Source organism: Streptomyces kunmingensis, from assembly GCF_039533535.1.
Taxonomy (GTDB): Bacteria; Actinomycetota; Actinomycetes; order Streptomycetales; family Streptomycetaceae; genus Streptomyces; species Streptomyces kunmingensis.
On sequence record NZ_BAAATS010000028.1, the window covers coordinates 133,165 to 158,792 of the forward strand.

The 25,628-nt window shown below is 70.8% G+C and carries 20 protein-coding genes and 2 pseudogenes; 15 read left to right on the forward strand and 7 right to left on the reverse strand.

Translation table 11 applies throughout. The features are described 5' to 3' along the window. Positions 1-3: 3 nt before the first annotated feature. Entirely contained in the window at positions 4-1,602 is a 1,599-nt protein-coding gene (locus tag ABD366_RS31480; protein WP_324768093.1) for an APC family permease, read from the reverse strand. Between the two features lie 282 nt (positions 1,603-1,884). On the opposite strand from ABD366_RS31480, the gene ABD366_RS31485 reads away from it, so the two are divergent. Beyond that, positions 1,885-2,664 (forward strand): oxidoreductase, encoded by a 780-nt coding sequence (locus ABD366_RS31485; protein WP_324768095.1) that lies wholly within the window; start codon positions 1,885-1,887, stop codon positions 2,662-2,664. A gap of 80 nt (positions 2,665-2,744) precedes the next feature. Next, positions 2,745-3,491: an SDR family oxidoreductase gene (locus ABD366_RS31490; protein ID WP_324768096.1), complete on the forward strand. Its 747-nt coding sequence runs from the start codon at positions 2,745-2,747 to the stop codon at positions 3,489-3,491. A gap of 42 nt (positions 3,492-3,533) precedes the next feature. Here the strand turns inward: ABD366_RS31490 and ABD366_RS31495 are convergent, their stop codons facing one another. Continuing rightward, the gene (locus ABD366_RS31495; RefSeq protein WP_324768097.1) at positions 3,534-3,926 is read right to left on the reverse strand and encodes a hypothetical protein; all 393 of its coding nucleotides are present in this window, start codon (positions 3,924-3,926) and stop codon (positions 3,534-3,536) included. A 181-nt stretch (positions 3,927-4,107) separates the two neighbouring features. Then, positions 4,108-4,737 (reverse strand): TetR/AcrR family transcriptional regulator, encoded by a 630-nt coding sequence (locus ABD366_RS31500; RefSeq protein ID WP_324768099.1) that lies wholly within the window; start codon positions 4,735-4,737, stop codon positions 4,108-4,110. 176 nt (positions 4,738-4,913) lie between these two features. Between ABD366_RS31500 and ABD366_RS31505 the strand changes: the two genes are divergently transcribed. The 3 genes from ABD366_RS31505 to ABD366_RS31515 all read left to right on the forward strand — a co-directional run bounded on the left by ABD366_RS31505 (position 4,914) and on the right by ABD366_RS31515 (position 7,639). After that, a complete protein-coding gene (locus ABD366_RS31505) occupies positions 4,914-5,651 on the forward strand; it encodes an SDR family NAD(P)-dependent oxidoreductase (protein WP_324768100.1) in 738 nt (245 codons plus the stop codon). A gap of 93 nt (positions 5,652-5,744) precedes the next feature. Then, positions 5,745-7,121, forward strand: a complete 1,377-nt coding sequence (locus ABD366_RS31510; protein WP_324768101.1) for an NAD(P)/FAD-dependent oxidoreductase — start codon at positions 5,745-5,747, stop codon at positions 7,119-7,121. Between the two features lie 53 nt (positions 7,122-7,174). Continuing rightward, positions 7,175-7,639 (forward strand): MarR family winged helix-turn-helix transcriptional regulator, encoded by a 465-nt coding sequence (locus ABD366_RS31515; RefSeq protein WP_324768103.1) that lies wholly within the window; start codon positions 7,175-7,177, stop codon positions 7,637-7,639. 68 nt (positions 7,640-7,707) lie between these two features. On the opposite strand, the gene ABD366_RS31520 is transcribed toward ABD366_RS31515, so the two are convergent. Continuing rightward, on the reverse strand, positions 7,708-8,142 hold the full coding sequence (locus ABD366_RS31520) for a cupin domain-containing protein (protein WP_324768104.1): 435 nt from the start codon (positions 8,140-8,142) through the stop codon (positions 7,708-7,710). Positions 8,143-8,483: 341 nt separating this feature from the next. Here ABD366_RS31520 and ABD366_RS43575 point away from each other — a divergent pair. The 4 genes and pseudogenes from ABD366_RS43575 to ABD366_RS31535 all read left to right on the forward strand — a co-directional run. Continuing rightward, positions 8,484-8,687: pseudogene (locus ABD366_RS43575) on the forward strand (WhiB family transcriptional regulator); the annotation flags it as partial. 189 nt (positions 8,688-8,876) lie between these two features. Further along, positions 8,877-9,827, forward strand: coding sequence for an alpha/beta hydrolase (locus tag ABD366_RS31525; RefSeq protein WP_324768105.1), 951 nt, complete (start codon positions 8,877-8,879; stop codon positions 9,825-9,827). 194 nt (positions 9,828-10,021) lie between these two features. Continuing rightward, the gene (locus ABD366_RS31530) at positions 10,022-10,447 is read left to right on the forward strand and encodes a cupin domain-containing protein (RefSeq protein WP_324768106.1); all 426 of its coding nucleotides are present in this window, start codon (positions 10,022-10,024) and stop codon (positions 10,445-10,447) included. A 43-nt stretch (positions 10,448-10,490) separates the two neighbouring features. Then, a complete protein-coding gene (locus tag ABD366_RS31535; RefSeq protein ID WP_324768108.1) occupies positions 10,491-11,054 on the forward strand; it encodes a DUF5134 domain-containing protein in 564 nt (187 codons plus the stop codon). A 46-nt stretch (positions 11,055-11,100) separates the two neighbouring features. On the opposite strand, the gene ABD366_RS31540 is transcribed toward ABD366_RS31535, so the two are convergent. From ABD366_RS31540 to ABD366_RS31550, 3 genes are all read right to left on the reverse strand, one after another. Further along, the gene (locus ABD366_RS31540) at positions 11,101-12,492 is read right to left on the reverse strand and encodes an aldehyde dehydrogenase family protein (protein WP_324768109.1); all 1,392 of its coding nucleotides are present in this window, start codon (positions 12,490-12,492) and stop codon (positions 11,101-11,103) included. Next, on the reverse strand, positions 12,492-13,592 hold the full coding sequence (locus ABD366_RS31545; protein ID WP_324768110.1) for an acyl-CoA synthetase family protein: 1,101 nt from the start codon (positions 13,590-13,592) through the stop codon (positions 12,492-12,494). The genes ABD366_RS31540 and ABD366_RS31545 overlap by 1 nt, the downstream gene beginning before the upstream one ends. 103 nt (positions 13,593-13,695) lie before the next feature. Beyond that, positions 13,696-14,178 (reverse strand): cupin domain-containing protein, encoded by a 483-nt coding sequence (locus tag ABD366_RS31550; protein WP_324768111.1) that lies wholly within the window; start codon positions 14,176-14,178, stop codon positions 13,696-13,698. Between the two features lie 176 nt (positions 14,179-14,354). On the opposite strand from ABD366_RS31550, the gene ABD366_RS31555 reads away from it, so the two are divergent. The 6 genes and pseudogenes from ABD366_RS31555 (at position 14,355) to ABD366_RS31580 (ending at position 25,597) form a co-directional block, all read left to right on the forward strand. After that, positions 14,355-15,095 (forward strand): alpha/beta fold hydrolase, encoded by a 741-nt coding sequence (locus tag ABD366_RS31555; RefSeq protein ID WP_324768112.1) that lies wholly within the window; start codon positions 14,355-14,357, stop codon positions 15,093-15,095. A 123-nt stretch (positions 15,096-15,218) separates the two neighbouring features. Beyond that, on the forward strand, positions 15,219-17,987 hold the full coding sequence (locus ABD366_RS31560) for a helix-turn-helix transcriptional regulator (protein WP_324768113.1): 2,769 nt from the start codon (positions 15,219-15,221) through the stop codon (positions 17,985-17,987). 231 nt (positions 17,988-18,218) lie between these two features. Then, complete coding sequence (locus ABD366_RS31565; RefSeq protein ID WP_324768114.1) at positions 18,219-20,954, forward strand: AAA family ATPase; 2,736 nt, start codon at positions 18,219-18,221, stop codon at positions 20,952-20,954. Positions 20,955-21,269: 315 nt separating this feature from the next. Then, positions 21,270-21,893 (forward strand): annotated as a pseudogene (locus ABD366_RS31570) (sigma-70 family RNA polymerase sigma factor); the annotation flags it as partial. 128 nt (positions 21,894-22,021) lie between these two features. After that, a complete protein-coding gene (locus ABD366_RS31575; protein WP_324768115.1) occupies positions 22,022-22,798 on the forward strand; it encodes a DUF427 domain-containing protein in 777 nt (258 codons plus the stop codon). 36 nt (positions 22,799-22,834) lie between these two features. Further along, positions 22,835-25,597 (forward strand): helix-turn-helix transcriptional regulator, encoded by a 2,763-nt coding sequence (locus ABD366_RS31580; RefSeq protein ID WP_324768117.1) that lies wholly within the window; start codon positions 22,835-22,837, stop codon positions 25,595-25,597. Positions 25,598-25,628: the final 31 nt, after the last annotated feature.

Sequence of the window (25,628 nt, forward strand, 5' to 3'; positions counted from 1 at the left end):
CGCTCAGTGAGCCGGGTTCGTACGGAGGTGGGCGGCGCCCGAGCGCACCGCCCACGCGAAGACGGCGAACGCGACGACGCCCACCACGACCGAGTCGTACGGCGCCGGCAGCTGTCCGGAGCCACCGAACGTGCCGAGCCACGACAACAAGGTCAGCGCCACCAGGATGAACACCAGCCAGGCTCCCAGACGCAGTTCCTCGACCGGGCTGCCGCCTCCTGTCCTGCGTCGCTGCAGAAGGAACAGCGGGACGCCGACGAGGACGAGCGGCAGCGCGAGTCGCAGATCGTTCCAGCCCGACCAGTAGACGAACTCGATCGCCACGGCGAAACTGACCGGCGCGATCCAGCGCAGTCCCGGCATGTGGCCGTCCGCGAGGGGCACACCACGCTCCCGGTCGTGCGCCCGGAAGGACGCCACGGCCACCGCCGAAGCGGCGTAGATGATCAGGTACATGTCTCCCATCACGCTCACGATGTCCTGCCAGCCGCCGAACGGGAGCATGAACACGACGATGACCGCGAGGTTGAGGACCAGGGCGCGGCGTGCGATGCCGGAGCGAGGGTCGATCCGCATGAAGAAGCGGGGGAGCAGGCCGTTCTTCGAGAGGGCGTACGTGTGGCGGGCGTCGATCGCGACGCCCACGTAGGCGGAGCCGCCCGGGGAGACCACGGCGTCGGCGTAGAGCAGGGTGGCCAGCCAGTGCAGGTTGAGGACGAGGGCGAGCTGACCGAACGGTGACTCGAAGTTGACCCCCTGCCAGCCGTGCGCGAGCAGTGAGTCGGGCACCGTGTAGAGGAAGGCGAGCTGGAGCCCGAGGTAGACGAGGACCGCGAGGCCGATACCGGTGAGGACGGCGGCGGGTACGTTGCGGCGCGGATTGCGGGCCTCACCGGAGAAGTCCAGAGGGGCCTGGAACCCGTTCACGGAGTACACGATGCCGCCGCCGGCGAGCGCGGTGAGGCAGGCCGCGTAGCCGTACGGGGCGAACCCGCCGTGATCCGTGAGGCGCCCCGGGTGGGTGCCGGACAGGAACAGGGCGACGACCGTCAGCACCGGGACGATGACCTTGAACACGGACACCAGGTTGTTCATGCGGGCGAACATCCGTACCGCGAACCAGTTCAGCGCGGTGAGCAGCACGCTCAGCGCGGTGGCGACGCCCAGGCCGGACGCGGTGAGGCTGCCGCCGTGGTAGAGCCCGGGCACGTAGTGGGCGGCGTACTGCATGATCGCGCTGATCTCGGCCGCGGTGCCGCCCACGGAGAGCAGGACGGACCAGCCGACGACCGTGCCGACGAGCCGGCCGTTCGCGTACAGCGGCCAGCGGACGGTGCCGCCGCCTTCCGGCCTGGTGGCGCCGAGTTCGACCATGACCAGGGCCACGAGGGCGCAGAGCAGGCCGGCCGCGACCCAGGAGAGCAGCGCGGCGGGTCCCGCGGTCTGGGCGGCGTACATGGCGGCGAACAGCCAGCCCGAGCCGAGGATGTTGGAGAAGCCGATCGCGGTCAGAGCCCAGAATCCGAGGTCCTTGCGCAACCGGCTCTCCTCGGCGCGGACGTCCGGGGCACCCGCAGTCTCCACCGGCTGTTGCTGCGCCACGTGACGAACCTCCTCGACGATCACCGACCTACGGGGGCCAGCGTGCCACGCGAGGCGACGCGTCGCGTGCGTTGAAGCGCGGCCCGGCCCGGCGGGTTCGAGGGTGGGCCATAGGCGACCCGTATAGGCAGCCCCTATGCCCCGTGCTCATTTTTCGTCTTTGCCTCGCGAAGTTCCCCGGATCTACGGTGAAACAGCTTCAACCGGCTCGATGAGGCGAGAAGACGCGCCCCCTTTATTTTCAGTCGAGCGGACCGATACACAGGTGAAAGGGACAATGAAATGACTGCAACCGAGAAATCCGCCGGAATCACCGGAAGTACCGAACTCGCCGGAAAGCGGGCCTTGGTCACGGGCGGCACGCGGGGAATCGGTGCGGCCATCGTGCGTCAACTCCTGGACGCGGGCGCCGAGGTACTGACGACCGCCAGGTCGAAGACGAATCCGGTGCCCGAGGGCGCCGCCTTCGTGGAGGCCGATGTGCGGACGCGTGCCGGAGCCGAGGCGGTCGCCGAGGCCGCGCGGGACGTGCTCGGCGGGGTGGACATCCTGGTCGACAACGCCGGTGGAGCGCGACCGTTCCAGAACGCCTGGGCCATTCCCGACGAGGAGTGGCAGGACCAGCTGAACCTCAACTACCTGGCGTCGGTGCGGTTGGACTCGCTGCTGACGCCAGGGATGCGCGAGCGCGGTTCGGGTGTGGTCGTGCACGTCTCCTCGGCCGCCGTCCCCACCTCGGCGCCGCCGTTTCTGCACTACACGGCGGCCAAGGCGGCGCTGCGGAACTACAGCCGGGGACTGTCCCTGGAACTGGCCCCGTTCGGAGTCCGGGTCAACGCGGTGTCGCCCGGCAGGACCGCGACCCCCGGCGGCGAAGCGACGCGGGAGGAGTGGGCGAGCCTGAACGAGGGGCCGGGCCAGGACAACACCGCCCCTCCGCTGGGACGCGACGGCCGCCCCGAGGACATCGCCCATGCAGTGCTGTTCCTGGTATCGGACCGGGCGAGCTGGATCACCGGACAGAACCTCACCGTGGACGGCGGCGAATTCCCTCTGGGCTGACACCGGCGGAATAAAAGGAAGAGCTTGCACCAACTAATGAGAAATCGCGCCAGCGAATGAGAACTGAGGGTCAGCCGAAAATGAACGACACCTACAGCGGCAAGAACGTAGTGATCACGGGCGGCAGCAGCGGCATCGGTCTCGCGACGGCGAAGCTGCTGGTGGACGCCGGAGCCCGCGTCGTGATCACCGGCCGTTCCCGGACCGCCCTCGATGCCGCGACGGAGTACCTCGGCAAGAACGCGCTGGCCGCCCGCAGCGACGTGGCCTCCCTGCCCGACCTGGACGCCCTGGCGGCCCGCGTACGGGACGAACTCGGCACGGTGGACGCCCTGTTCGTCAACGCCGGCATCACCAGCACCATGCCGTTCGCGTCGATGACGGAGGAGATGTACGACGAATCGTTCGCGATCAACGTCAAGGGCGCCTACTTCACCGTGCAGAAGCTCGCCCCGCTGCTGAACACGGGCGCCGGCGTCGTCCTCACCACGTCCGCCGCGAACGTCATGGGCATGCTGGAGACCAGTGTCTACGCGGCCGGCAAGGCAGCGCTGCGCTCGATGGCCCGCAGCCTCTCCCGCGAACTGCTTCCCCAGGGAGTACGCGTCAACGCGATCAGCCCCGGCCCCGTCGACACGGGAATCCTGGAGAGCACGATGACCAAAGAGGCTGCCGATCGGTTCAAGGCGGAACGGGCCGCGGAGAACCCCATGCGGCGTTTCGGGAGTACGGAAGAGATCGCCCGGGCGGTGGCGTTCCTGGCTTTCGACGCCACTTACACCACGGGCGCCGAACTGGTGGTGGACGGAGGGGTCACCCAGTTGTGAGCGGCCCGGGCCCGCTCCTGGAGCAGGCGGCCTCGTGCCCGCTCACGACTCGTCACGAGGTTCCGTGCGATGGTCGAAGTACGCCCATGCGAAGATCCCCAGGACCGCGACGACGCCCACCGTCACTATCTGCACGGCCGTCGGGGCGCCTCGGGTGACATAGGCGGTCGCGCCCGCGGCCAGAGCGCCGACCAGCATCACCATCCGGCTGGCGAAGTGCTGCTTCGGTGCGATGCCATTGCGCTCCGCGAACAGGCCTCTTGCCGCCGCTCTGGCCGGCTGCGCCGCTCCGCGCCGCCGCTTCGCCCGGTACTCCAGTCCGAAGCCGATCGCCAGATAGAGCGCGAAGATCCCCACGAACAACGCCCAGTCGGACGGCTCGTCAAGGCCCTCTCCGCGCGCTGCCACAGTGAACGAGATCGTCAGATCAGACACGGCTCCCCCTCTCCTACGTACGTGTCACTTCCGCATGCCCCGGACTTTCGTTCCAACTACTGCGGAACGCGGCCAAGTTGCCGCGCGGCCCCTTTTCGTTCGGGGGCGCTCCGAGTTCAAAGCTGACGTGGGGTTCGGGGGAGGGGGAGAGCCACCTCGTCATGACGCGCCGGGCGCTCGTTCAGCGGGTCGAGATCTCCGGGCGGCCGGGCGGTGCCTCCGGCAGCCGGCTCGGGTGGGTGGTGCGGAGTCCGTCCAGGGCCAGTTCGAGGTAGCGACGCCAGGCTTGTGGCTGCGTGTCGAGAAGCGGGGCCGCCGTCTGATGGATGCCGCCCAGCAGCAGCACGATGTCGGTTCCTGTGACGTCGTCGCGGATGACCCGCTGGTCGCGGGCCCGAGCCGTGAGCGCCTCGACCGCGACGCAGAGGTCGGCGATCGCGTCCCGCACCTCGGACTGCTGGAGCGACGGGCGTCCGATCACCTCGCAGAAGGCGCGGTCGGCGGCGAGCGTCTCGACGCCGTCGGCCATGAACTCCCGCAGTGCCGCGGCCGCGTCATCGGCATCGAGGAGTCGTCCGGCTGATCCGGCGAGCCGGTCGAGGAGCCGGAGCATGATCGCCGACAGCAGGTCTTCCTTGGTGGGGAAGTGGCGGAACACCGTGCCCTTGGCGAGCCCCGCGCGCTGCGCAATGTCACCCATCGATGCGTCGAGGCCCTGCTCCGCGAATGCCTCGGTCGCGGCGTCGAGCAGGAGGCGTCGGTTGCGCACCATGTCCGCCCTCGGGCCCGTGGTGCCTGTCGTTGCCGCCATTCCTGCCTCCTTGTTGCTGTGTGCACCGTATCACTACATGACCCAGCGGTCATTTTAGGTGGTACGGTCAAGGTGACCCAGCGGTCATCTTTGCTTCTGCCGGTCGGCCCTGCCCTGCGTAGGCAAGGCCGTCGGCCGGCGTCGCACACCATGAACTCCCCGGGAGGGAAGAAGACGTGAGCACCACCCTTGAAGGAAGAGTCGTCCTCGTCACCGGAGCGTCGTCGGGCATCGGCCGGGCCACGGCGCTCGCCCTGTCGAAGGCGGGAGCACGCGTTGCCGTCGGTGCCCGGCGTGCCGACCGGCTCGAAGCCCTGACGGAGGACGCCCCCGGTGAGATGCTGCCGCTCGAACTGGACGTCACCGACCACCGGTCGGTGACCGACGCGGTCGCCACCACCGTCGAGCACTTCGGAACCCTCGACATCCTCGTGAACAACGCGGGCGTCATGCTCAGCAGCCCGGTCCTCGGAGCGGACACCACCGAGTGGGCACGGATGGTCGACACCAACCTGCTCGGTTCGATGTACATGGCGCACGCGGCGCTGCCTCATCTCCTCGCGTCCAAGGGCGCGGTGGTGCAGGTCTCCTCGACCGCGGGGCGGACGGCGTCGGCCACCAGCGCCGTGTACGCGGCCACGAAGTTCGGCGTCAACGCCTTCTCGGAGGCGCTGCGCCAGGAGGTCACCGAACTCGGTGTACGCGTTGTCGTCATCGAGCCCGGATTCGTCGCCACCGAACTCGCCGGCCACATCACGGACCCGGCCATCCAGGCCGCGGCCAGGAGCATGGCCGAGTCGATGCGCACGCTCCAGCCCGAGGACATCGCCGCCGCGGTCGTGTACGCGGTCACCCAGCCCGAGCACGTCGCGGTCAACGAGATTCTGATCCGGCCCACCGATCAGTCCCGCTGAACCGGACGACAGGGCGCTGACGCGCCACCCGGTGTCACAACTGTCGCGGCCACGCGGTCTTGAGGGGGTGAAGCCGAAAGAACAGAGGACACCGTGCGTGAGATCCTGATCGTGGGCGGAGGCTACGCGGGCTTCTACACCGCGTGGGGCCTGGAGAAGAAGCTGCGTCGCGGGGAGGCGCGGGTCACCGTCGTCGATCCGCGGCCGTACATGACGTACCAGCCGTTCCTGCCCGAAGTCGTGGCCGGGTCGATCGAGGCGCGGCACGCGGCGGTGTCACTGCGGCGTCATCTTCATCGCACGCGGCTGATAGCCGGAACGGTGACGGACATCCGGAACGCCGAACACACCGTCACCGTCCGTCCGGCCGACGGCCCCGACCACCAGCTCACCTACGACATCCTCGTGGTGACGGCCGGGGCTGTCACCCGCACCCTTCCCATCCCCGGGGTCGGCGAGGAGGCGTTCGGACTCAAGCATGTGGAGGAGGCCGTCGCCATCCGCGACCGGCTGCTGACCTCGTTCGACCGTGCGGCAGCGCTGCCGCACGGTCCCGAGCGCCGCAAACTCCTCACCGTCACCTTCGTCGGCGGCGGCTTCTCCGGCGTGGAGGGGTTCGGCGAACTGCTCTCGCTGGCGACCGCGCTCGTCGGCCGTTACCCCGAACTCGGCGCGGACGAGCTCCAGTTCCACCTGATCGAGGCGCGCGGCCGGATACTGCCCGAGGTCGGCGACCGGCCCGGCGAGTGGGTGGTCCGCACGCTCGAGAAGCGCGGAGCCCGGGTCCACCTGAACACCCAGCTCGTCTCCGCGGAGCACGGCCACGTCGTCCTGTCGAGCGGGGAAGAGTTCGAGACGGGGCTGCTCGTGTGGAGCGCGGGCAACGCATCGAATCCCGTCGTGCGCAATCACACGGACCTGCCCGTCGACGAACGCGGTCTGCTGACCGTGCGGGCCGACCTGCGTGTCGGTACGGAGACCGCACCGGTGGAGAACGTGTGGGCGGCCGGCGACGACGCGTCGGTGCCCGACCTCGCGGTGCACCGGCCCGGTGCGCACACGGTTCCGAACGCGCAGCACGCGGTGCGGCAGGGGAAGCGGCTGGCGAAGAACATCCTGGCCACGCTGCGGGGGCGGGACACCAGGGATTATGTGCACCATAGCCTGGGAGTGGTGGCGACACTGGGCCTGGGGCGCGGGATCTTCCAGTACCGCCGGCTGGTCATCAAGGGCTTTCCCGCCTGGCTGATGCACCGGGGCTACCACGTGCTCGCCGTGCCGACGTGGGAGCGCAAGGTCCGGGTGCTGGCCGTCTGGGCCACTGCCGTGCTGTACGGCAGGGACATCGTCTCCCTGGCCTCTGTCCAGCAGCCACGCGAGGCTTTCGTGTCCCATGGGAACCCGCGCCGCGGTGAGAAATCCGTCGACGCCACAGAAGCGAAGAGGGCAGGAGTGAAGAGAGCAGCGTGAGAAGTGCGGGAGTGAGAAGGGCCGGGGTAGGGGCGGGGGAGAACTCGGGCCTGATGACACGGTGGAGAGCGCTGAACCGCCTCCACCGGCGGATCGAGGGTTCGGTGGAGCGAGGGCTCCATGCGGACCTGGGGCTGAGCCTTCGCGAGTTCGAGGCCTTGACGGTGCTGCGCCAGGGCGCGTCCGTCGAGGCGGGCTGGCTCTATCTGCAGGACCTTGCCGCGGAGATCGGGCTGAGCCAGTCGGCCACGAGCCGACTGATGGCGCGGTTGCAGGGCCGCGGCCTCATCACGACCACCACCGCGACCCATGACCGGCGCAGCGTCGACGTGCACCTCACCTCTGTGGCTCACGAAGTGCTGCGCCGCGGGGTCCCTCTGGTCGAGGAGGCCGTCCGGCACACGGTCCGGGCGCTTGCCGCGGAGGGCGCGGACCCGGACCTGCTCCGCTACCTCGCTGCGTCCGATCAGTGGGACGCCGAGGCGTTGCTCCGGGCGACCGCGGAGAACCAGTACTGACGTCTCGGCCGGGTATCGCGGCGCCGCCGGATCGATGCGATTCCGGCGGCGCCGCGGGCGTGCCGCCGCTACTCGAAGTCGCAGCCCGGGTCGGGGGCGTCCTGCGCGAACGGGGCACCGTGCGGCAGAACGTAGAGGACGTCCAGAACGATGTCGGTGCTGCCACGGTTCACGCCGATGTGTACGTGGTCGGCGCCCGCCGGCTCCGTGAGGGAGCTCCCCTTCGCGTACACACCGTCCGAAGCGCAGCTCGCGTCGAAGTGGCTCAGGGTTCCCTGCTTGACGAAGCCGTACAGGGTGCCGTCGTGGTAGTGCCATCCGGTTCCCTGGCCGGGGGGAATGGTGATCTCACGCAGTATGTAGTCCGTTGTGCCGACGGTGGTTCGGGCGATGATCTTCGCGGTGACACCCGAGCCGCCCGGTGTCGCCTGAGCCGCGGTGGCCGGGAGGGTGAGAGCGGCGAGCGTGGCGCTGATCGCTCCCAGACGTGACAGATTGCGCATGACGGTCCCTTTCGGGGGAGTGGGAATGCGGCGAGGTGCGTTGAAGACGGCGGCATGTCACCGAACGCGGGGCGGCGCCCCGGCAGGACGGCGCAGAGGACGGTCTGAACGAGCCGTCAGGACCGCACGCCAAGCCGACACAGTGTGTCTTGTTGGGTGCGGTGGGCACATAGTGTGCAACAGTGTTGCACAGTTCTACACGTCAAGCGCCCGCGCCGGCGAGGTCGCCGAACGCGAAGTGACGCTGCGGCGGACCGTTGTGTCACACAACGGCCGGTCATCCGGTCTCACCCGCATTGCGCCGTGCAGGCCCGCCCACCATTCCGCGCAGGAGGAAGCTCATGAACTGGCGTGAACTGGCCCAGTGTCGAGACATGGACCCTGAACTCTTCTTTCCCATCGGCAGCAACAGCAGCTTCGCGACACTCGTACAGATCGACGAGGCGAAGGCCGTGTGCGGCAGTTGTCCCGTGGCGCGGCAGTGCCTGGAGTGGGCGATGAACGCCGCTTCCGTGGAGGGGATCTGGGGCGGAACCACGGATGCGGAACGCCGTGCCGTGCGACGACGCAGCCCGCGCTCACGGAGAGACGGAGCGACCGGCGGCTGCCTGAGCGTCTCCGTCGCCACCGCAACACTGAAACACACTGTCCGGGTCCTCATGTCACACCTTCAAGGGCTCAACTGTCCTGGCAGTGAAACGTCCCCCGAATCAGTTGGTACAGGGAGCAAGGTCATGAGCCGACCCATTCTTGAATCCGCCGCGCAGGAGATCGCCGACGCGACGGCCACTCCGCCCTTCCTCTACGAACTCGGCCCGGAGGGCGCCCGTAAGGTCCTCGACGACCTTCAGGCAGCCCCCGTCGACATGCCCGACGTGTGGGACAAGTGGATCACCGTGCCCGCCGAGGTCGGTGACGTCCGGGTCCGCATCGTCAAGCCGCTCGACACCGACGACGTCCTGCCGGTCGTGCTCTACGTCCACGGCGGCGGCTGGGTCATCGGCAACGCCGGAACCCATGACCGCCTCGTGCGCGAACTCGCCGTCGGCGCACGGGCCGCCGTGGTGTTCGTCGAGTACGACAGGTCCCCGGAGGCCGTGTATCCGGTCGCGGTCGAGCAGGCGTACGCGACCGCGCGGTGGATCACGGAGAAGGGGGCCCAGGAAGGGCTCGACGCCTCGCGTCTGGCGGTGGCCGGCGACTCCGTGGGCGGCAACATGACCGCCGCGCTCACCCTCATGGCCAAGCGGCGCGGCGACGTCACCTTCGTCCACCAGTCGCTCTACTACCCCGTCACGGACGCGGGCCAGGACACCGCGAGCTACCGGGAGTTCGCGCACGGCCCCTACCTCACCGCGAAGGCGATGGCCTGGTTCTGGGACTGCTACACGACCGACCCGGATCAGCGCGCGGAGATCACCGCGTCGCCGCTGCGCGCCACGCTGGAGGACCTCCGGGGTCTGCCGCCCGCGCTCGTGCTCGTCGACGACAACGACGTCCTGCGTGACGAGGGCGAGGCGTACGCCCGCAAGCTGACCCAGGCCGACGTCCCGACGACCAGCATCCGCTACAACGGGACCCTGCACGACTTCATGATGCTCAACCCCGTGCGGAACACCCGGGCCACCGACGCCGCGGTGCAGCAGGCCGTCCGCACTCTGCGCGCGGCCCTGCACGAGGGCTGAGACCCCGTCGGCGCCCGGTGCGAGACATCCCGGGCGCCGACGGCCCATCCCCACACTCCGGCCCGGCCGCGTACGTGTCACAGATCCACACACTGTCCGGTCAATTCTGCCGAGAGGGCAGTGAAGAGGAACCGCCTCTCCACGCGGCCACTTACGAAAGGTGCACAACAGTGTCGGACAACCACGCAGGACACATGCACGCAGCCGGCGACCCGGCGGCGACGGAGAGCTGGATGACCGCGGCGCAGGTGCTTCAGGACGCCGGGCCCCTGGTGATCCCCGAGGGCGCCTCGGCGATGACCATTCAGGTCGAGTGGGCGCCGGGCGACCCGGGCACCCCGCCGCACCGCCACTCCGGGCCCGCCTTCGGGTACGTGCTCGAGGGCGCGGTCCGCTTCGAGCTGGAGGGCGAACCCGAGCGGGTGGTGGAAGCCGGAGGCACGTTCTGGGAGCCGGGCGGTGACTCGATCCACTACCAGGACGGCAACGCGCTGGACGACGCGCGGACCCGGTTCGTGGTCACCATGATGTGCGCCCCCGGCAGGCCCATGCTCGAACTCGTCTCCAAGGAGGAGCTCGAAGAGCGCGCCCACCTCCGCGCCCCGCGCCCCACCGAGTGAGTCCGCCGGTACCGGGCCCCCGTACAGGAGAGCGTGCGGCGCGATGAGTTCCCTCAACGTCGTGCACGCCCTGCTGACCGCACTGTTCGGGGGCGCGGCCCTCTACGCGGTGCGCCACGCGCTCGCGGCGGACGGCCACGCATGGCGCGTCCGCGTCGACCATCTCCTGCACGCCGCCATGGCCCTGGCCATGGCGGCGATGCCGTGGGGACCGACGCCGGCGCGGAACGCGCAGGCGGTCTTCTTCACCGTCGCCGCTCTGTGGTTCACCTGCACGCCCACGCGCCGCCCGCGGGAGTCCCGCCCGGCAGCCCTCGTACGGCGGCTGCCCTCCGCGCTCGGCATGGCGGCGATGGTCTGGATGCTGCGGACCCCGCACACCCTGCACCACGCACCAACGGCCATGACGGAGTCCCGGACGGGCTCCCCGGTCACGGCCGCGCTGGCCCTGTGCCTGCTCGGATGCGCACTGCGCTCGCTGACCCGCTCCATACCCGCGCTGTGGACCGCGGCGCACCCCGTGGGCGGCCTCCCGCGGCCCTACCGCCACTTCTGGGACGGGTCGATGGCCCTGGGCACGGCGATCATGCTGATCATGCCGCACTGACCCGCATCGCAGGTCCGCATCGACCAGCATGATCGCCGGCTTCGGGTCACCGCGCGCCGACCACCGCCTTGCTGCGCATCAGGAAGTCCGACAGATAGCTGTCATGAGGTACCCCGGGTGCCATCCAGTGGGTCGGGTGATCGCCGACGTAGAGGTTGGCGATGGTGGGCTCCGCCAGCAGCGTGTCCAGCAGGACCTCGTCGCGCGTCAGCGCCGACAGGACCAGCGAGTCGCGCAGCGGGCCGATGCCGTCCGCCCGGCTCCAGGGCGCCACCCACACACAAGGGAAGGGGAGTTCGGTGCGCAGTTGCACGGCGTCGGCCCGGTCTGCCTGATGTACGGCCGGGCGCAGCACCGCGCTGCCGTCGCCCAGGTCGTGGACGATGCCGTTTCCGCCGAGCCAGGCCCGTGACCCCGCCGCCCACTGTGTCAGGTGGGCGCTGAGGGCGCGGGCCCGCTCCAGCGGACTCACGGGCAGCACGGCCCGTTCGTCCTGCGGCGGCAGGGAAGGCAGCGCGCCCAGGCGTTGTGCGAGCGCCTCGGCGAGCGGCGCCGGATCTCCTTCGACGAGGACCGCAGTGGCGTTGACGCACGCCGTGCCGCCCTCGTCGGCGACGGAACCGACGATCGTGTCGAGGTGGGCGCGCCAGTCCGTGTCCGCCGTGACGAGGATCTTCGAGCGGCCCGGGCCCTGGGGCAGCACTCGGGGGTCGTGGGCGTACCGGGCGACGACGTCGTCGCCGCCGTACACGACGGCCCGGTCCGCGCCGTGCACGAGCGTGTCGGCGGCCCGGTGGTCGGTGGGCAGCAGCATCACCCGGTCCTCGCCCACCCCGGCCCGACGCAGTGCGCCGACCAGCCGGTGCGGCGTGAACGGCTCGCGTCGCGAGGGGCGGACCGCGACGCGGTAGCCGAGGGCCAGCGCCTCCAGCCACAGCCGGTGCACGCCGGGGTGGTTGCCGGAGGCGTTGACGGCGAACACCTCACCGCGCCGCGCCCACACCGCGTGGCCCGAGCGCAGGGCGTCGTCCCGCAGCCCGGAAGCGGCGCCCCGCGGCCGGCCCTGATGGGCCGAGGCGCGGGCCGACGCGACGAACCGTGCGGTGTCCCGGGTGGCGGTGCGCACCACGCGCAGGGGAGTCCCGGACGTACGGCTGACCAGCCGCTCGTACGCCTCCACCTCCAGGCCGTCGACCGAGCCGGAGGCGAACGCCTCGGCGGCAGCGGCGAGTTGAGCGTCCAGGTCGGCGGCTGAGAGCGGCTGCGCGCGGCGCAGCGCGGCGATCGCCCGGGTGACGTAGACCGGCGGCACGAGGCTGAGCCGGGCCACCTCGGTGCCGCAGACGTCCGGTACGGGTTCCGGCGCCAGGGTGCGGTAGGGGCCGCGGGGACCGAGCGCGTCCAGATGCACTACTCGGTCCGTCTTCTGAGGGGTCATCAGTACACGCCCTCGATCACCGTCGTACCGGCCACGGTGGGCATCGGCGCCACGTCGGCGACGGCGTCGCCGACCTGTCCGGCGGCCGGGGCGACGCGCACGGCGGTGTCCCGCTCCGCGTTGTTGGGGATCAGCATGGACTTGCTGACGTGGCTGACGACGACCTGGCCGCGCGCGCCGAGCGCCACGGGTTCGCGGGAGGCGGGGTCCACGACGGAGAGGAAGACGGAAGGGGAGACCGGGTCGAAGACGCAGGGCTGCGAGGCACTCTGACCGACGCGCTCGATGAGGCCGGTGAGCATCATGGTGTTGCCGTACATGCCGACGAGCGGTACGCCCGGGAACACCTCGGTGCTCAGCAGGAACCGGGTGTCGGGATCCATGTGCGTACCGCCCCAGACGATCGCCCGGACCTTGCTGTTGATGGCGTCGAGGAGGTCGTCCTCGCGGGCGAGGCGTTCGAGCAGTGCGGTGGTGGCCGCGAGCACGCCGATGTCCTGGCTGAGCAGGACGCGTCGGCACTGGTCGACGAGATGGTCCGTATAGGCCACCACCTCGTCCGTCCTGCCCGCAGCGGCGAGTTTTCTGACCCAGCGGGGATCCATGTCGATGCCGAGGGCCGGTCCGCCGAGCGAGGACGCCGCCCGGTTCAGCACGTCGCCGACGAGGTGGGGGCCGGTGGGTGCGACGGAGAGCCACGGGGTGGCGGTGGGCAGACCGTGGGCCCGCAGACCGTGTGCCACGTGGTGCGTGCTGTGCCGTTCCCAGTCGGCGAGCTGGACGACGCGCTTGGGCGCTCCGGTCGTGCCGCCGCTGTCGAAGACGTTCAGGAGCCCGGCCCGTGTCCCGTAGCCCCGGGGGACGAGATCGGCGGCGGGTATGTCCCGCAGCTCGTGCGTGAGGTCGGGGAACAGCGCCAGGTCCGCCACCCCCTTGATGTCCTGCCGGGGATCGAAACCGAGCCGCGGGGCCCGGTCGAGCCAGAAACGGGAACCGGTCTCCGGGTCGAAGTGCCAGTGCACGGCGGCCCGGACGAATGCGTCGGGGTCCACCCCCTCCGAGAGTCCGGCGTCCAGAACGGTGGCGGGGTCGTACGGCATGAGCGGATCCTTCCAAAGTGCTGAGGGAGAGCGGCGCACGAACGACGACCGGACCGGTGCCACCGTCCGACGGTGGCACCGGACCGGCCGGGACGTGCGGAGATCACTCCACGAAGTAGGAGTCGTGCTTGTCGAAGAACTTCGCGCGTTCCTCGTCCGTGGCGTCCGCCAGCTGCGACACCTGCTCGAAGTACTCCTCGCGCGGGGCGCCCGGAGTGAAGAGGAGCAGCATGTCGGCCGGGGCGTCGGAATCGTTGCGGAAGGCGTGCAGGCCGCCCTGCGGCACATGCAGGAAGTCGCCCTTGTGTGCGTCGACCCACCGCGCGCCGTCGTAGAGGCGGACCGTCCCGTCGAGGATGTAGAAGGACTCCGAGATCGTCTTGTGGAAGTGGGTCCTGGGCCCGCCCGCTCTGGCCTTCATCTCTACGCGGTAGAGCCCGAACTCGCCCTGCGTGGTGGCCGTGGTCGCCAGGTAGTGGATGGCGTCCTTGCCCCGCTCGCCCAGGTCGGGCGGGGTGCTCTCCGGCCGGAAACGCGCGCTGACCTCGCCTTCGTCTCCCCGGTACACCTGCTCCGGATACGACATGGCTCACCGTCCTTCGTTGCGTTGGCTGTTCCTCGAGACAGGGGCGACAGGGATGACCGGACAGCGGGGCCGGTTGTGACACCTGCGTCAGCCCGAGACCGAACACACTGTTTCTGGACATCATTTCCCACGGTATGGTCGTCGGCACACTTCTCCCCACGCTAGGACCCCGACTCATGCCTGCCATCCTGATCCATGGCGTCCCCGACACCCACCATGTGTGGGACGGTGTGCGCCGCCACCTGACCCGGACCGACGTGGAGGCCTGGGACCTGCCGGGGTTCGGCGCCCCCCGGCCGGAAGGCTTCACGTCGACGAAGGAGGAGTACGTCGACTGGCTCATCGACCGGCTGGAGCGCGTCGGCGAGCCCGTCGATCTGGTCGGCCACGACTGGGGCTGCATCCTCACGGCGCGGGTCGCCTCCTTGCGGCCCGACCTGGTCCGCACCTGGGCCGGTGGCAACGGGCCGGTGAACGCCGGGTACGTGTGGCACCCCCTCGCGAAGATCTGGCAGGACCCCGTAGCCGGCGACCGCTTCATGGACGAGCTGGAACCAGAGGCGTTCACCAAGGACGTGGCGGCCGGTTTCGATGTCCCCGTCGACCTCGCCGGGGACATGGTCGGCCGGGTGGACGCGCCCATGAAGGACAGCGTCCTGAGGCTCTACCGCTCCGCCGTGACCATGGGCGCGCAGTGGGAACCGGAGCTGGCGCGGGTGACCGCACCGTGTCTCGTGTTCTGGGGAGTGCGCGATCCCGCCTGTCGGATCGAGTTCGGTGAGAAGCTCGCCGTCTCCCTGCGCGCCTCCGGCATCGTGCGGCTCGACTGCAACCACTGGCCGCTGCTGCAGAAGCCCGCCGAAGTCGCCGCGGCCATCGAGACGCACTGGCGTACACCTGCCGGTCAGGGCAGTTGAGAGGCCGCGTACCACCGGTAAAGGGCTCTCGACTGATGTTTGTTCGGTCCACGCATACTGATGCATGATGGGGAGGACCCGAGCTGTTCAGGGTCCGGACCCTGAACTGCGTGGTGGTGGCGGATGGCGAGCAGCTCTCCTGGGCGTGGACTCCGCGGCCGGCGTGGCGAGTGCGTAGCGCTGGACGAGGTCACGGCCGGCGCCCGCGCGGGCCAGGGCCAGGTACTCGTGCTGCGCGGCGAGGCCGGGGTCGGCAAGTCGGCCCTGGTGGAGTATCTGGTGCGAAGTGCGACGGGATGTCAGATCCTGCGCGCTGTCGGCGTCGAGTCCGAGATGGAGCTGGCGTTCGCCGGGCTGCACCAGCTGTGTACGCCCCTGATGGGCAGGCTCGACCGCATCCCCGGGCCCCAGCGCGATGCCCTGTCCGTCGCTTTCGGACTGCGCGCGGGCAGCGCCCCGGACCGTTTCCTCGTCGGCCTGGCGGTGCTCAGCCTGCTGGCGGAAGCCGCGGAGGAACAGCCGCTGGTCTGCGTGGTGGACGACGCCCAGTGGCTCGACCAGGTCTCCGCCCAGACCCTGGCCTTCGTCGCTCGCCGACTGCTGGCGGAGCGGGTGGCGTTGGTGTTCGCCGTGCGTACGTCGGCGTCCGCGGCCGCCGGTGATCAGTTCGCAGGGCTGCGCGAGATCGCGGTCCGGGGGCTGCACGACGACGATGCGCGGGCCCTCCTGGAGTCCGTGGTCCCGGGACGCCTCGACGAACGGATCCGGGACCGGATCGTCGCCGAGACCCGGGGCAACCCACTGGCGCTGCTCGAACTGACGCGGGGGCTGAGCGCGGCGGAGCTGGCCGGCGGGTTCGGGCGGCCGGACGCGCGCCCCCTGGCGAGCCAGATCGAGGAGAGCTACCTGCGGCGCATCGGATCGCTTCCGGTGGCGGCGCAGCGGCTGTTGCTCGCGGCGGCCGCGGAGCCGGTGGGGGACGTGCCCCTGCTGAGGCGGGTGGCCGAGCGGCTCGACATCGACGCCGACGCGGCGGGCGCGGTGGAGGCGGCGGGACTGATCGAGTTCGGTACGCGGGTGCGGTTCCGGCATCCGCTGGTGCGCTCGGCTGCCTACCGCGCGGCCGACCCGACGGTGCGCCGGGACGTGCACCGTGCGCTGGCCGAGGCGACCGATTCCGTCTTCGACTCCGACCGCCGGGCCTGGCACCGTGCCCACGCGGCGGTCGACCCGGACGAGGGACTGGCCGGCGAGCTGGAGCGCTCGGCGGGCCGGGCCCAGGCCCGCGGCGGGATCGCGGCGGCGGCCGCGTTCCTGAGACGCGCGACCGAGCTGACACCCGACTCCGCGATACGCGCGAGGCGGGCCACCGCCGCCGCGCAGGCCGCGTTCGAGTCGGGCTCTCCCGACGCGGCGCTCGAACTTCTCGCCGCCGCGCAGCTGAATCCGCTGGACGAGGTGCAGCACGCACGCCAGGCCTGGCTCCGTGCCCAGGTCGTCTTCGCGCGCAGACGCGGCGGTGAGGCTTTGCTTCTGCTGCTCGACGCGGCCGGCCGGCTGGAGAGGGTCGACGAGGCACAGGCACGCGAGGCCTACCTCGACGCCATCGGATCGGCGGTCTTCGCCGGACGCCTGCCCGAACACGCCGATGTGGGGGAGGTCGCCGAGGCCGCCCGCACGGCCCCGCCCGGAGCCGTGCCCCCGCGGCCCACGGATCTTCTCCTCGACGGCCTGGTGACCTGGTTCGCCGACGGCTGCGTCGCGGGGGCGCCGCTGTTGAAGCCTGCTCTGGAAGCTTTCCGGAGAACTGCCGGGGGCAACGGCGACGACGCCATGCGCCGGCTGTGGCTGACGTGGCTGGCCGCCGGCGAGTTGTGGGACGACGAGGCATGGTACGAGCTGAGCACGCACGCGGTCCGTACGGCCCGGGACGTCGGAGCCCTCAACTTCCTTCCCCTGGCGCTCGGTTACCGCGCAGCCATGTACGTGCACGCCGGCGACTTCGGCCTCGCCTCGACGCTCATCGACGAGGCAGACTCCATCATTGAGGTGACCGGCCACTCGCCGATGTCGTACCCCGCGATGCTGCTCATGGCCTGGAGCGGCAGCCCGCGAGCGGAGGCCGTGATCAAGAGCGGCATCCTGGAAGCGGCTTCGTGGGGCGAGGGGCGGGCGATCGGCCTCGGACACTACTTGCTCACGGTCTTCTACAACGGTTTCGGCCAGTACCAGGACGCGCTGACCCACGGTGAACAGGCGGTGGAGTACGAGGACGCGTCGAACGTCGGGTTCGCGCTCGCCGAACTCGTCGAGGCGGCCGCTCGCAGCGGTGTCCCCGAGGTGGCGGCGGGAGCACTGCGCAGGCTGGAGGAACGAGCCGGCGCGAGCGGTACGGACTGGGCCCTCGGCGTGCTGGCCCGGTCACAAGCGCTGCTCAGCGACGGCCCGGCGGCCGACCGGCTGTACCGCGAGGCCATCGAGCGGCTCGAACACAGCCGGGTCGTCGTCCAGCTCGCTCGCGCCCACCTCCTGTACGGCGAGTGGCTGCGCCGCGAGAACCGGCGCTTCGACGCACGCGAACACCTGCGCACCGCCCACGAGATGCTGCGCGGTTTCGGAGCGATCGCCTACGCCGAGCGCGCCCGCCGCGAGCTTCTGGCCACCGGCGAGACGGTACGGGTCCGCACGGTGGACGTGCACGAGCTGCGCGAAGCCCTGACGGCCCAGGAAGGGCAGGTCGCCCGCCTCGCCGCCGACGGAATGACGAACTCCGAGATCGGCGCCGAGCTGTTCATCAGTCCTCGCACCGTGGAATGGCACCTGAGCAAGGTGTTCACCAAGCTCGACGTCAAGTCGCGGAACAAGCTGCGCGCCGCGCTGGCCGGCATCTGACGTCCGGTATTCCGAACCTGCCGGGCGGGCCCCGGGACACCCGGGGGTGGACCGGGGGTTCCCCGGGCGCCCTGCCTGGGGGCGGGGCGGCAGCGTGTGCACCACGACACCATCTGGTGCCGTGCGTGAACGCGGCGGCCTTCGACGGCGGGCGGGTTCACGCGGGAGCGAGCGTCCGCGGGACCGTGGGGTAGCGGCCTGTGCGGACCGAGGGGGAGGGCCGGCCGGCTCATGACTCAGGAACCGCTGCTGGGGCGAGACCAGGAATGCGAGAAGCTGGACGCACTGCTCGACGCGGTACGCGGCGGAGAGAGCCGGGTACTGGTGCTCCGCGGTGAGCCGGGGGTGGGCAAGACCAGACTGCTCGAGTACGTGACGGCGCAGGCACGCGACTTCCGTGTGGCCCGCGTCACGAGCGTTCAGTCGGAGATGGAGCTTCCGTACGCCGGGCTGCATCAGCTGTGCGCACCGATGACGGACCGGCTCGGCCAACTGCCGCCCGGGCAGCACGATGCCGTCCGCGGCGCTCTGGGCCTGGGCTCGGCGCACGCCCCCAACGGCTTCCTGGTCTCTCTCGGCGTTCTCGGTCTGCTGTCCGAGGTCGCCCGGGACCAGCCCCTGCTCTGCGTCGTGGACGACGCGCAATGGATGGACCGTGCCTCGATGCAGGCTCTGGCGTTCGCCGCGCGGCGGCTGGTTGCCGAGTCGTTGGCCCTCGTCTTCGCGGTCCGGGTGCCGGAGGAGGAGCCGCCGGTCGGGACCGAACCCATGGGCCTGCCCGAGCTGTTGATCAAGGGGCTGCCCGAGCGTGACGCCCGGGCCCTGTTGCGCTTCGTGCTGCCGGGCCTGTGGGACGAGCGGGTGATCAGGCGCTTCATCGCCCAGTCGCGGGGCAATCCGCTCGCCCTGCGCGAACTCCCGAAGATGGCGGCGTCGGTCGACCGCTCGGGCGGCTTCGGTCTGCCCAGCGTCCAGCCCCTCGAGGACCGTATCGAGCGGGCCTACGTGCGCAAGGTCGGCGGACTTCCGGACCGCGCCCGGGAGTTCCTGCTGACCGCGGCCGTCGAGCCCACCGGCGACCCGGCGCTGCTGTGGCGCGCGGCGGACCGCCTCGGCGTCGGCACCGACGCCGCGAAGGAAGCGGTGGCGGCAGGTCTGGTCAAGGTCGGCGACCGGGTGCGGTTCTTCCACCCGATGGTCCGCTCGGCCGTCTACTGGGCGGCCTCGGCCGAGGAACGGCGCAGCACGCACCGGGCGTTGGCGGACGTGACGGATCCCGCCACCGATCCCGACCGCCGGGCCTGGCACGCGGCACACGGCGCGGCAGGACCGGACGAATCCGTGGCGGCGGAGCTCGTACGCTCGGCCGGGCGGGCGCAGGCGCGAGGCGGGGTCGCCGCGACAGCCGCGCTCCTGGCCCGTGCGGTGGAGCTGACCCCCGACCTCGTGCGCCGTCAGGACCGGGCGCTGGCCGCCGCACGCGTGACCCACGAGGCGGGCAACCCGGAGCTGGCGCTGCGGCTGCTGTCCCTCGTGGAGACCGGTTCCCTCGACGAACGGCGGCGCGGCGAGGTGGACCTGGCGCGCGCCCGGATCGCCTTCACGTCCGACCGCGGCAGTGAGGCCCCCGGTCTCCTGCTCAAGGCCGGCGGCAGGCTCGCCGCGTACGACGCCGCACTCGCCCGGGACACCTACCTGGAGGTCGTCAACGCGGCGATCTTCGCCGGCCCCCAGGCGTACGACGACGGGCAGTACGAAGCGGCCAGGGCGGCCCGCGCGATCCCCGCCCCGCAGCCGCCCCGACCGTCGGACCTGCTGCTCGACGGCCTCGCGGAACGCATCATCGACGGTCACACGGCCGCGGTTCCAGGTCTGCGACGCGCCCTGCGCGCCTTCGCCGAGCCGGGTCTCTCCCCCGAGGAGGGGCTGCGCTGGCTGTGGCTGATCTGTGTGACCGCCGTGGGACTGTGGGACCACGAGACGATGTCCCTGCTGGGCGCCCGGCACCTCAAGCTCGCCCGGGACGCGGGACAGGCGACGGCCCTGCCGTTCGCGCTGACGATGCGGTGCGTCGTGCACGTCCTGGACGGCGAACTCGCCGAGGCCGCCGCACTCGCGGAGGAGGTGCAGACCGTCGCGGAGGCCGTCGGCACGGCCGCCCCGATCTACGGCGCGCTCTTCGTCTCCGCGTGGCGCGGGCAGGAGGCGGAGTGCCTGGAACTGAGCGAACGGGCCGACGAAGGACTGGAACTGCGCGGTGAGGGCGTGGGCCCGGTGGTCAGCCGGTGGGCGAGGGCGCTGCTCTACAACGGTCTCGGGCGGTACGAGGAGGCGGCGCGGGCGGCCGACCTGGCCACCCGCGAATACAGCCGGTTGGAGATGGGCATTCCGGTGTGGGCCCTGGTCGAGTACATCGAGGCCACCGGCCGCTCCGGGGCGCCCGGGCAAGCGGCCGACGCGCTGGAGCGTCTCGGCGAGCTGACCCGGGCGAGCGGCACCGACTGGGCGTCGGGCATCGAAGCCCGTTCGCGTGCGCTGCTCAGCGAGGGCGCGCGGGCCGAACGCCTCTATCGGCAGGCGCTCGACGCGCTCGGCCGCACCCGCCTGCGCGGGGAGTCCGCCCGCGCCCACCTCGTCTACGGCGAGTGGCTGAGCGGGAACGGCCGCCACCACGAGGCCCGGAACCAACTGCGCACCGCCCACGGCCTGTTCGACACCATGGACATGCAGGGCTTCGCGCAGCGCGCCGCACGCGAACTGAGGGCCCTCGGGGAGACGGTCACGACGAACTCCGACGACGCGGCAAGTGACCTGACCGCGAAAGAGCTCCAGATCGTCAGGCTGGTACGTGAAGGGCTCACCAACACGGAGATCGGAGCGAGGCTCGTCCTCAGCCCCCGTACCGTCGAATGGCACCTGCGGAACATCTTCGGCAAGCTCGGCGTCACGTCCCGCAAACACCTGTGAGCTGAAGCCGGCAGGGTCCGTGCACGGCCGCACCGTGCACGGCCGCACCGTGCACGGACAAGGCCGATAAGCCCGTTGTCCCCGTACGCGGCACCGGCCACCCTTGGCATGCCGAATCGCCAGGGTTTCCGCGCACGATGGCCGGCACGGTGCGGCCGGCTACGGGGTGCCCCCTGGTGTCCCCAGGGGTGGCACCAGGGTGCGGACCATGCACTCCCCGGGGCGCCACGGAGGGGGTCGCGGCGAGAGCGTGTGCACAGTGGCATCGACGGATGCCGTGTGTGAAACGGAGCCGTGGTAACCGTGTCCCTGAACCTGTCCGAGTCGCGTACAGCCAGCCGGCCGTCCCCCGGGGGAGGCACCCTGGACGAGGCCGTGTCCGTCTTCGAGGGGCTGCGGCCCCGTCTCTTCGGCATCGCGTACCGCATGCTGGGGAGCGCGGTCGAGGCCGAGGACGTGGTCCAGGACGTGTGGCTGCGCTGGCAGAGGACGGACCGCTCGGTGGTGATCAGCCCCGTGGCCTTCCTGTCGCGCGCCACGACCCGGCTGGCCATCAACGTGGCCCAGTCCGCCCGGTCCCGCCGGCAGACGTACATCGGCCCCTGGCTGCCCGAACCCGTCGACACCGGCTGTGATCCCGAGGCCGACGTGCAGCAGGCGGAGGAGCTGGAACTCGCGCTTCTCCTCGTCCTGGAGAAGCTGACGCCCACCGAGCGGGCCGTGTACATCCTGCGCGAGGCCTTCGACTACGCCTACGTCGACATCGCCGACATGCTGCGCCTCAGCGTCGTCAACGTCCGCAAGATCGCGAGCCGGGCCCGCAAGCATCTCGTGGCCGAGCAGCGCGAGACGGTGGACGCGATGGAGCACCGGCAGCTGCTGGACGTCTTCCTCGCGGCTGCCAGGACGGGAGACATTGCCTCCCTGGAGTCGCTCCTGGCCTCGGAACCCCGGAACGGTTCCGGCCAACTGCCGGGGGGCCCGCCGGATCTATGACACAGGGGTGGAACACTGTGTGAAAACAACATGTGGTTCGGCACCACCTCTTATTCCTCAAGGTGATCACCATGGCAGCTGAAAGTGTTCTGCACCCCAGCCTCATCGTCCCGATCGGGCACGTGGAGCCTGTTCCCCGCCGCATCCGGGGACTGATCGACGGCCGGGTCGTCTTCGACACCCGCCGCGCGCTGTACGTGTGGGAATGGCAGGCATACCCGCAGTTCAGCATTCCCGTCGAGGACCTGGCGGAGGGCGTGCTCGTCGACGACAAACACATGGAGCAGCTCGGTGCCGGTCCCGCGCACCGGCACACTCTGCGGGTCGGACCGGAAGTCCGGGCGGGGGCGGCCTGGGTCTGGGGAGAGGGCGCCCCCGGGCTTCTCCACGACACGGTGCGCTTCGAGTGGGAGGCGCTGGACGACTGGTTCGAGGAGGACGAGCCGGTCTTCGTCCACCCCCGCAGCCCCTACTCCCGCGTGGACGCCCTGCGTTCCAGCAGCAGCGTCCGGGTCGAGCTGGACGGTGTGGTGCTGGCGGAGGCCCCACACTGTGTGAAACTGTTCGAGACCGGTCTGCCGACCCGCTACTACCTCGACCGTACGACCATCGACCGGACCAGGCTGCGGCACTCGGACACGGTGACCCGATGCCCCTACAAGGGGACGACGAGCGCCTACTGGTCCTTCGACAGCGACACCGCCTCCCATGAGGACATCGCCTGGGCGTACGACTTCCCGACCATCCACACGAACCGCATCGCCGGGCTGACCGCGTTCTACAACGAGCGTGTCGATCTCTACGTGGACGGCCTCCCACTGCCGAAGCCCGCACAGACGGGCCAGTAGTGAACGCCGGGGTATCGTGGCGGCGGGGAGGCTGCCATGGTGAGGGACGGAGCACGTACCGGGCTCATCGGGCGGCGGGACGAGTGCCAGGTTCTCGATGACCTGCTCGCGCGGGCCAGGGCCGGGCGCAGCGGAGTCCTGGTGGTACGCGGTGAGGCGGGGATCGGGAAGACCGAACTGCTGAACCACCTCGCCGACCGGGCCACCGGATGCCGCGTCGTCAGAGCGGCCGGCGTGCAGTCCGAGATGGAGCTGTCCTACGCCGGGCTGCATCAGCTCTGCGCACCGCTGCTGCCCCAACTCGATGATCTTCCCGAGCCGCAGCGGAACGCGCTGCGAACGGCGTTCGGGATGCGGGTCGGTGACGCGCCCGACCGTTTCCTGGTCGGCCTGGCCACCTTGAGTCTGCTCGCGGCGGCCGTCGGCGACGAACCGCTGCTCTGCCTGGTCGACGACGCACAGTGGCTCGACCGGGTCTCGGCCCAGACCCTGGGATTCGTCGCTCGAAGACTGTTCGCCGAATCGGTCCTGCTCGTCCTGGCCGTCCGCGAGTCCGGCTCCCGCGAGATCCTCGCCGACCTGCCCGAACTCCCCGTCCGGGGACTGAAGGAGAGCGAAGCGCGCAGACTCCTCGACTCGGTCGTCACCGGCCCGATCGACCAGCGCCTTCGGGACCGTATCGTCGCCGAGACACGCGGCAATCCACTGGCCCTGCTCGAACTGCCGCGGGGCCTGACCGCCGTCGACCTGGCCGGCGGACCGGCCGGCCCCGAGACCCGGACCCTGTCCAGTCAGATCGAGGCGGGCTTCCTCCGCCGGATCCGGTCACTGCCGCCGGAGGCACAACAGCTGCTGCTCATCGCCGCCGTCGAGCCGATCGGTGACGTGGCCCTGCTGCGGCACGCTGCCGAGCGCCTGGGAATCTCCGTGGACGCCGCCGTGACGCACGCCGAGGCGTCGGGCCTGATGACGCTCGGCACATGGGTGCGCTTTCGCCACCCGCTCGTCCGCTCCGCGGCGCATCGCGCCGCCGGCTTCGAGGAACGCAGGCGCGTGCACAGGGCCCTGGCCGACTCGCTCGACGCGGGCCTCGATCCCGAACGCCGCGTATGGCACCTGGCGAGCGCGACGACGGAACCGGACGAGACAGTCGCCGCCGAACTGGAGGGATCGGCAGGCCGGGCCCACGCGCGCGGCGGAATCGCGGCGGCGGCGGCCTTCCTGCACCGGGCCACCGAACTGACCCCCGATCCCGTACACCGCGGCACCAGAGCACTGGCGGCGGCGCGGGCCAAGTACCAGGCGGGCGCCTTCGACGTGGCGCGGGAACTGGTCGACGCGGCGGAGCTGAGCCACCTCGACGAGGTCGGGGCCGGACGGGCCACCCTGCTCCGAGGACAGCTCATGTCCGCGACCAAGAGCGCCGGCGCCGGACTGCCGCTGCTGCTCGAAGCGGCCGAGCGGCTCCAGCCGTACGACTCCGCCCTCGCCGGTCAGACCTACCGGGACGCGATCTACGCGGCGCTGACCGCGGGCCGGCTGGCCAGGGGCGGGGTGCGCGATGTCGCCGAGGCGGTGCTGAGTGTGCCGGGCCGCGTCGGCACCGCGAGCCGTGAGGATCTCCTGCTGACCGGTCTCGCGCAGGTGATCGTCGAGGGCTATTCCGTGGGTGCGCCGCGACTCCTGGAGGCCGTGGCCGCGTTCCGGACGGAGGAGTTGTCGCGGGAGGACGGCCTGGGGTGGCTTCCGCTGGTGTGCCGCATGGCGCACAACACCTGGGACTTCGACTCCTTCTCCGAGCTGTCGGCGCGCCTTGTCGATCTGGCGCGCGGCAACGGCGCGCTCGCCGTGCTGCCCTCGGCCCTCCTTCTGCGCCTGTCGAGCCGGGTGTTCGCCGGCGACCTCCGCGGCGCGGACACCCTGGCCGCGGAAGCCAAAGCGATCGGTGAAGCCACGGGAAGCAGCTTCTTCGCTCACTACGGAGAACTCGTCGTGGAGCCCTTCAAGGGACGGGAGTCGACCACCCGGCAGGCGATCGAGGCCCTCACGCACGACCGCCTTCTGCAAGGCGAGGGCAAGGTGACGACGGCTACCCAGTGGGCGGCGGCGGTCCTCGGCAACGGCCTCGGCCGGTACGAGGAGGCCTACGCCGCCGCCGAACGCGGCTGCGAGAACCCGCAGGAACTCGGGCTCTCCCTCCAGTCCCGGGTCGAACTCGTCGAAGCGGCCGTACAGTTGGGCCGGACCGCGCAAGCGGCCGAGGCCGTGCGGACGATCGAGACGATGGCCCGGGCCGGCGGAACCCCCTGGGCGCTCGGCATCTCCGCCGCCACGCGTGCCCTGGTGAGCGAGGGACAGGCCGCCGACGACCTGCACCGGGAAGCGATCGAGCAGCTCGACGCGGCGGGTGCCCGGATGGACAGCGCCCGGGCACGGCTTCGCCACGGCGAGTGGCTGCGTGGGGAACAGCGGCAGGCAGAGGCGCGCATCCGACTGGGCGAGGCACACGAGATGCTCGCTGACGCAGGGGCCGAGGCGTTCGCGGAGCGCGCACGACAGGAGTTGCAGGCCGCAGGGGTGAAGGTGCGCAAGCGCACCGCGGCAACGCCGGCGGTCCTCACCGCGAAGGAGGTCGAGATCGCGCGGCTTGCCCAGGGAGGCTGCACGAACCCGGAGATCGCCGCCCGGCTGTTCCTCAGCCCGCACACCGTCGAATGGCATCTGCGCAAGGTGTTCACGAAATTGGGGATCTCTTCCCGCAAAGAGATCGGCTCGACGCAGCTCGAAGGCATGGCATGACGGACACGGGACGCGTGGTCATGGATCTTCG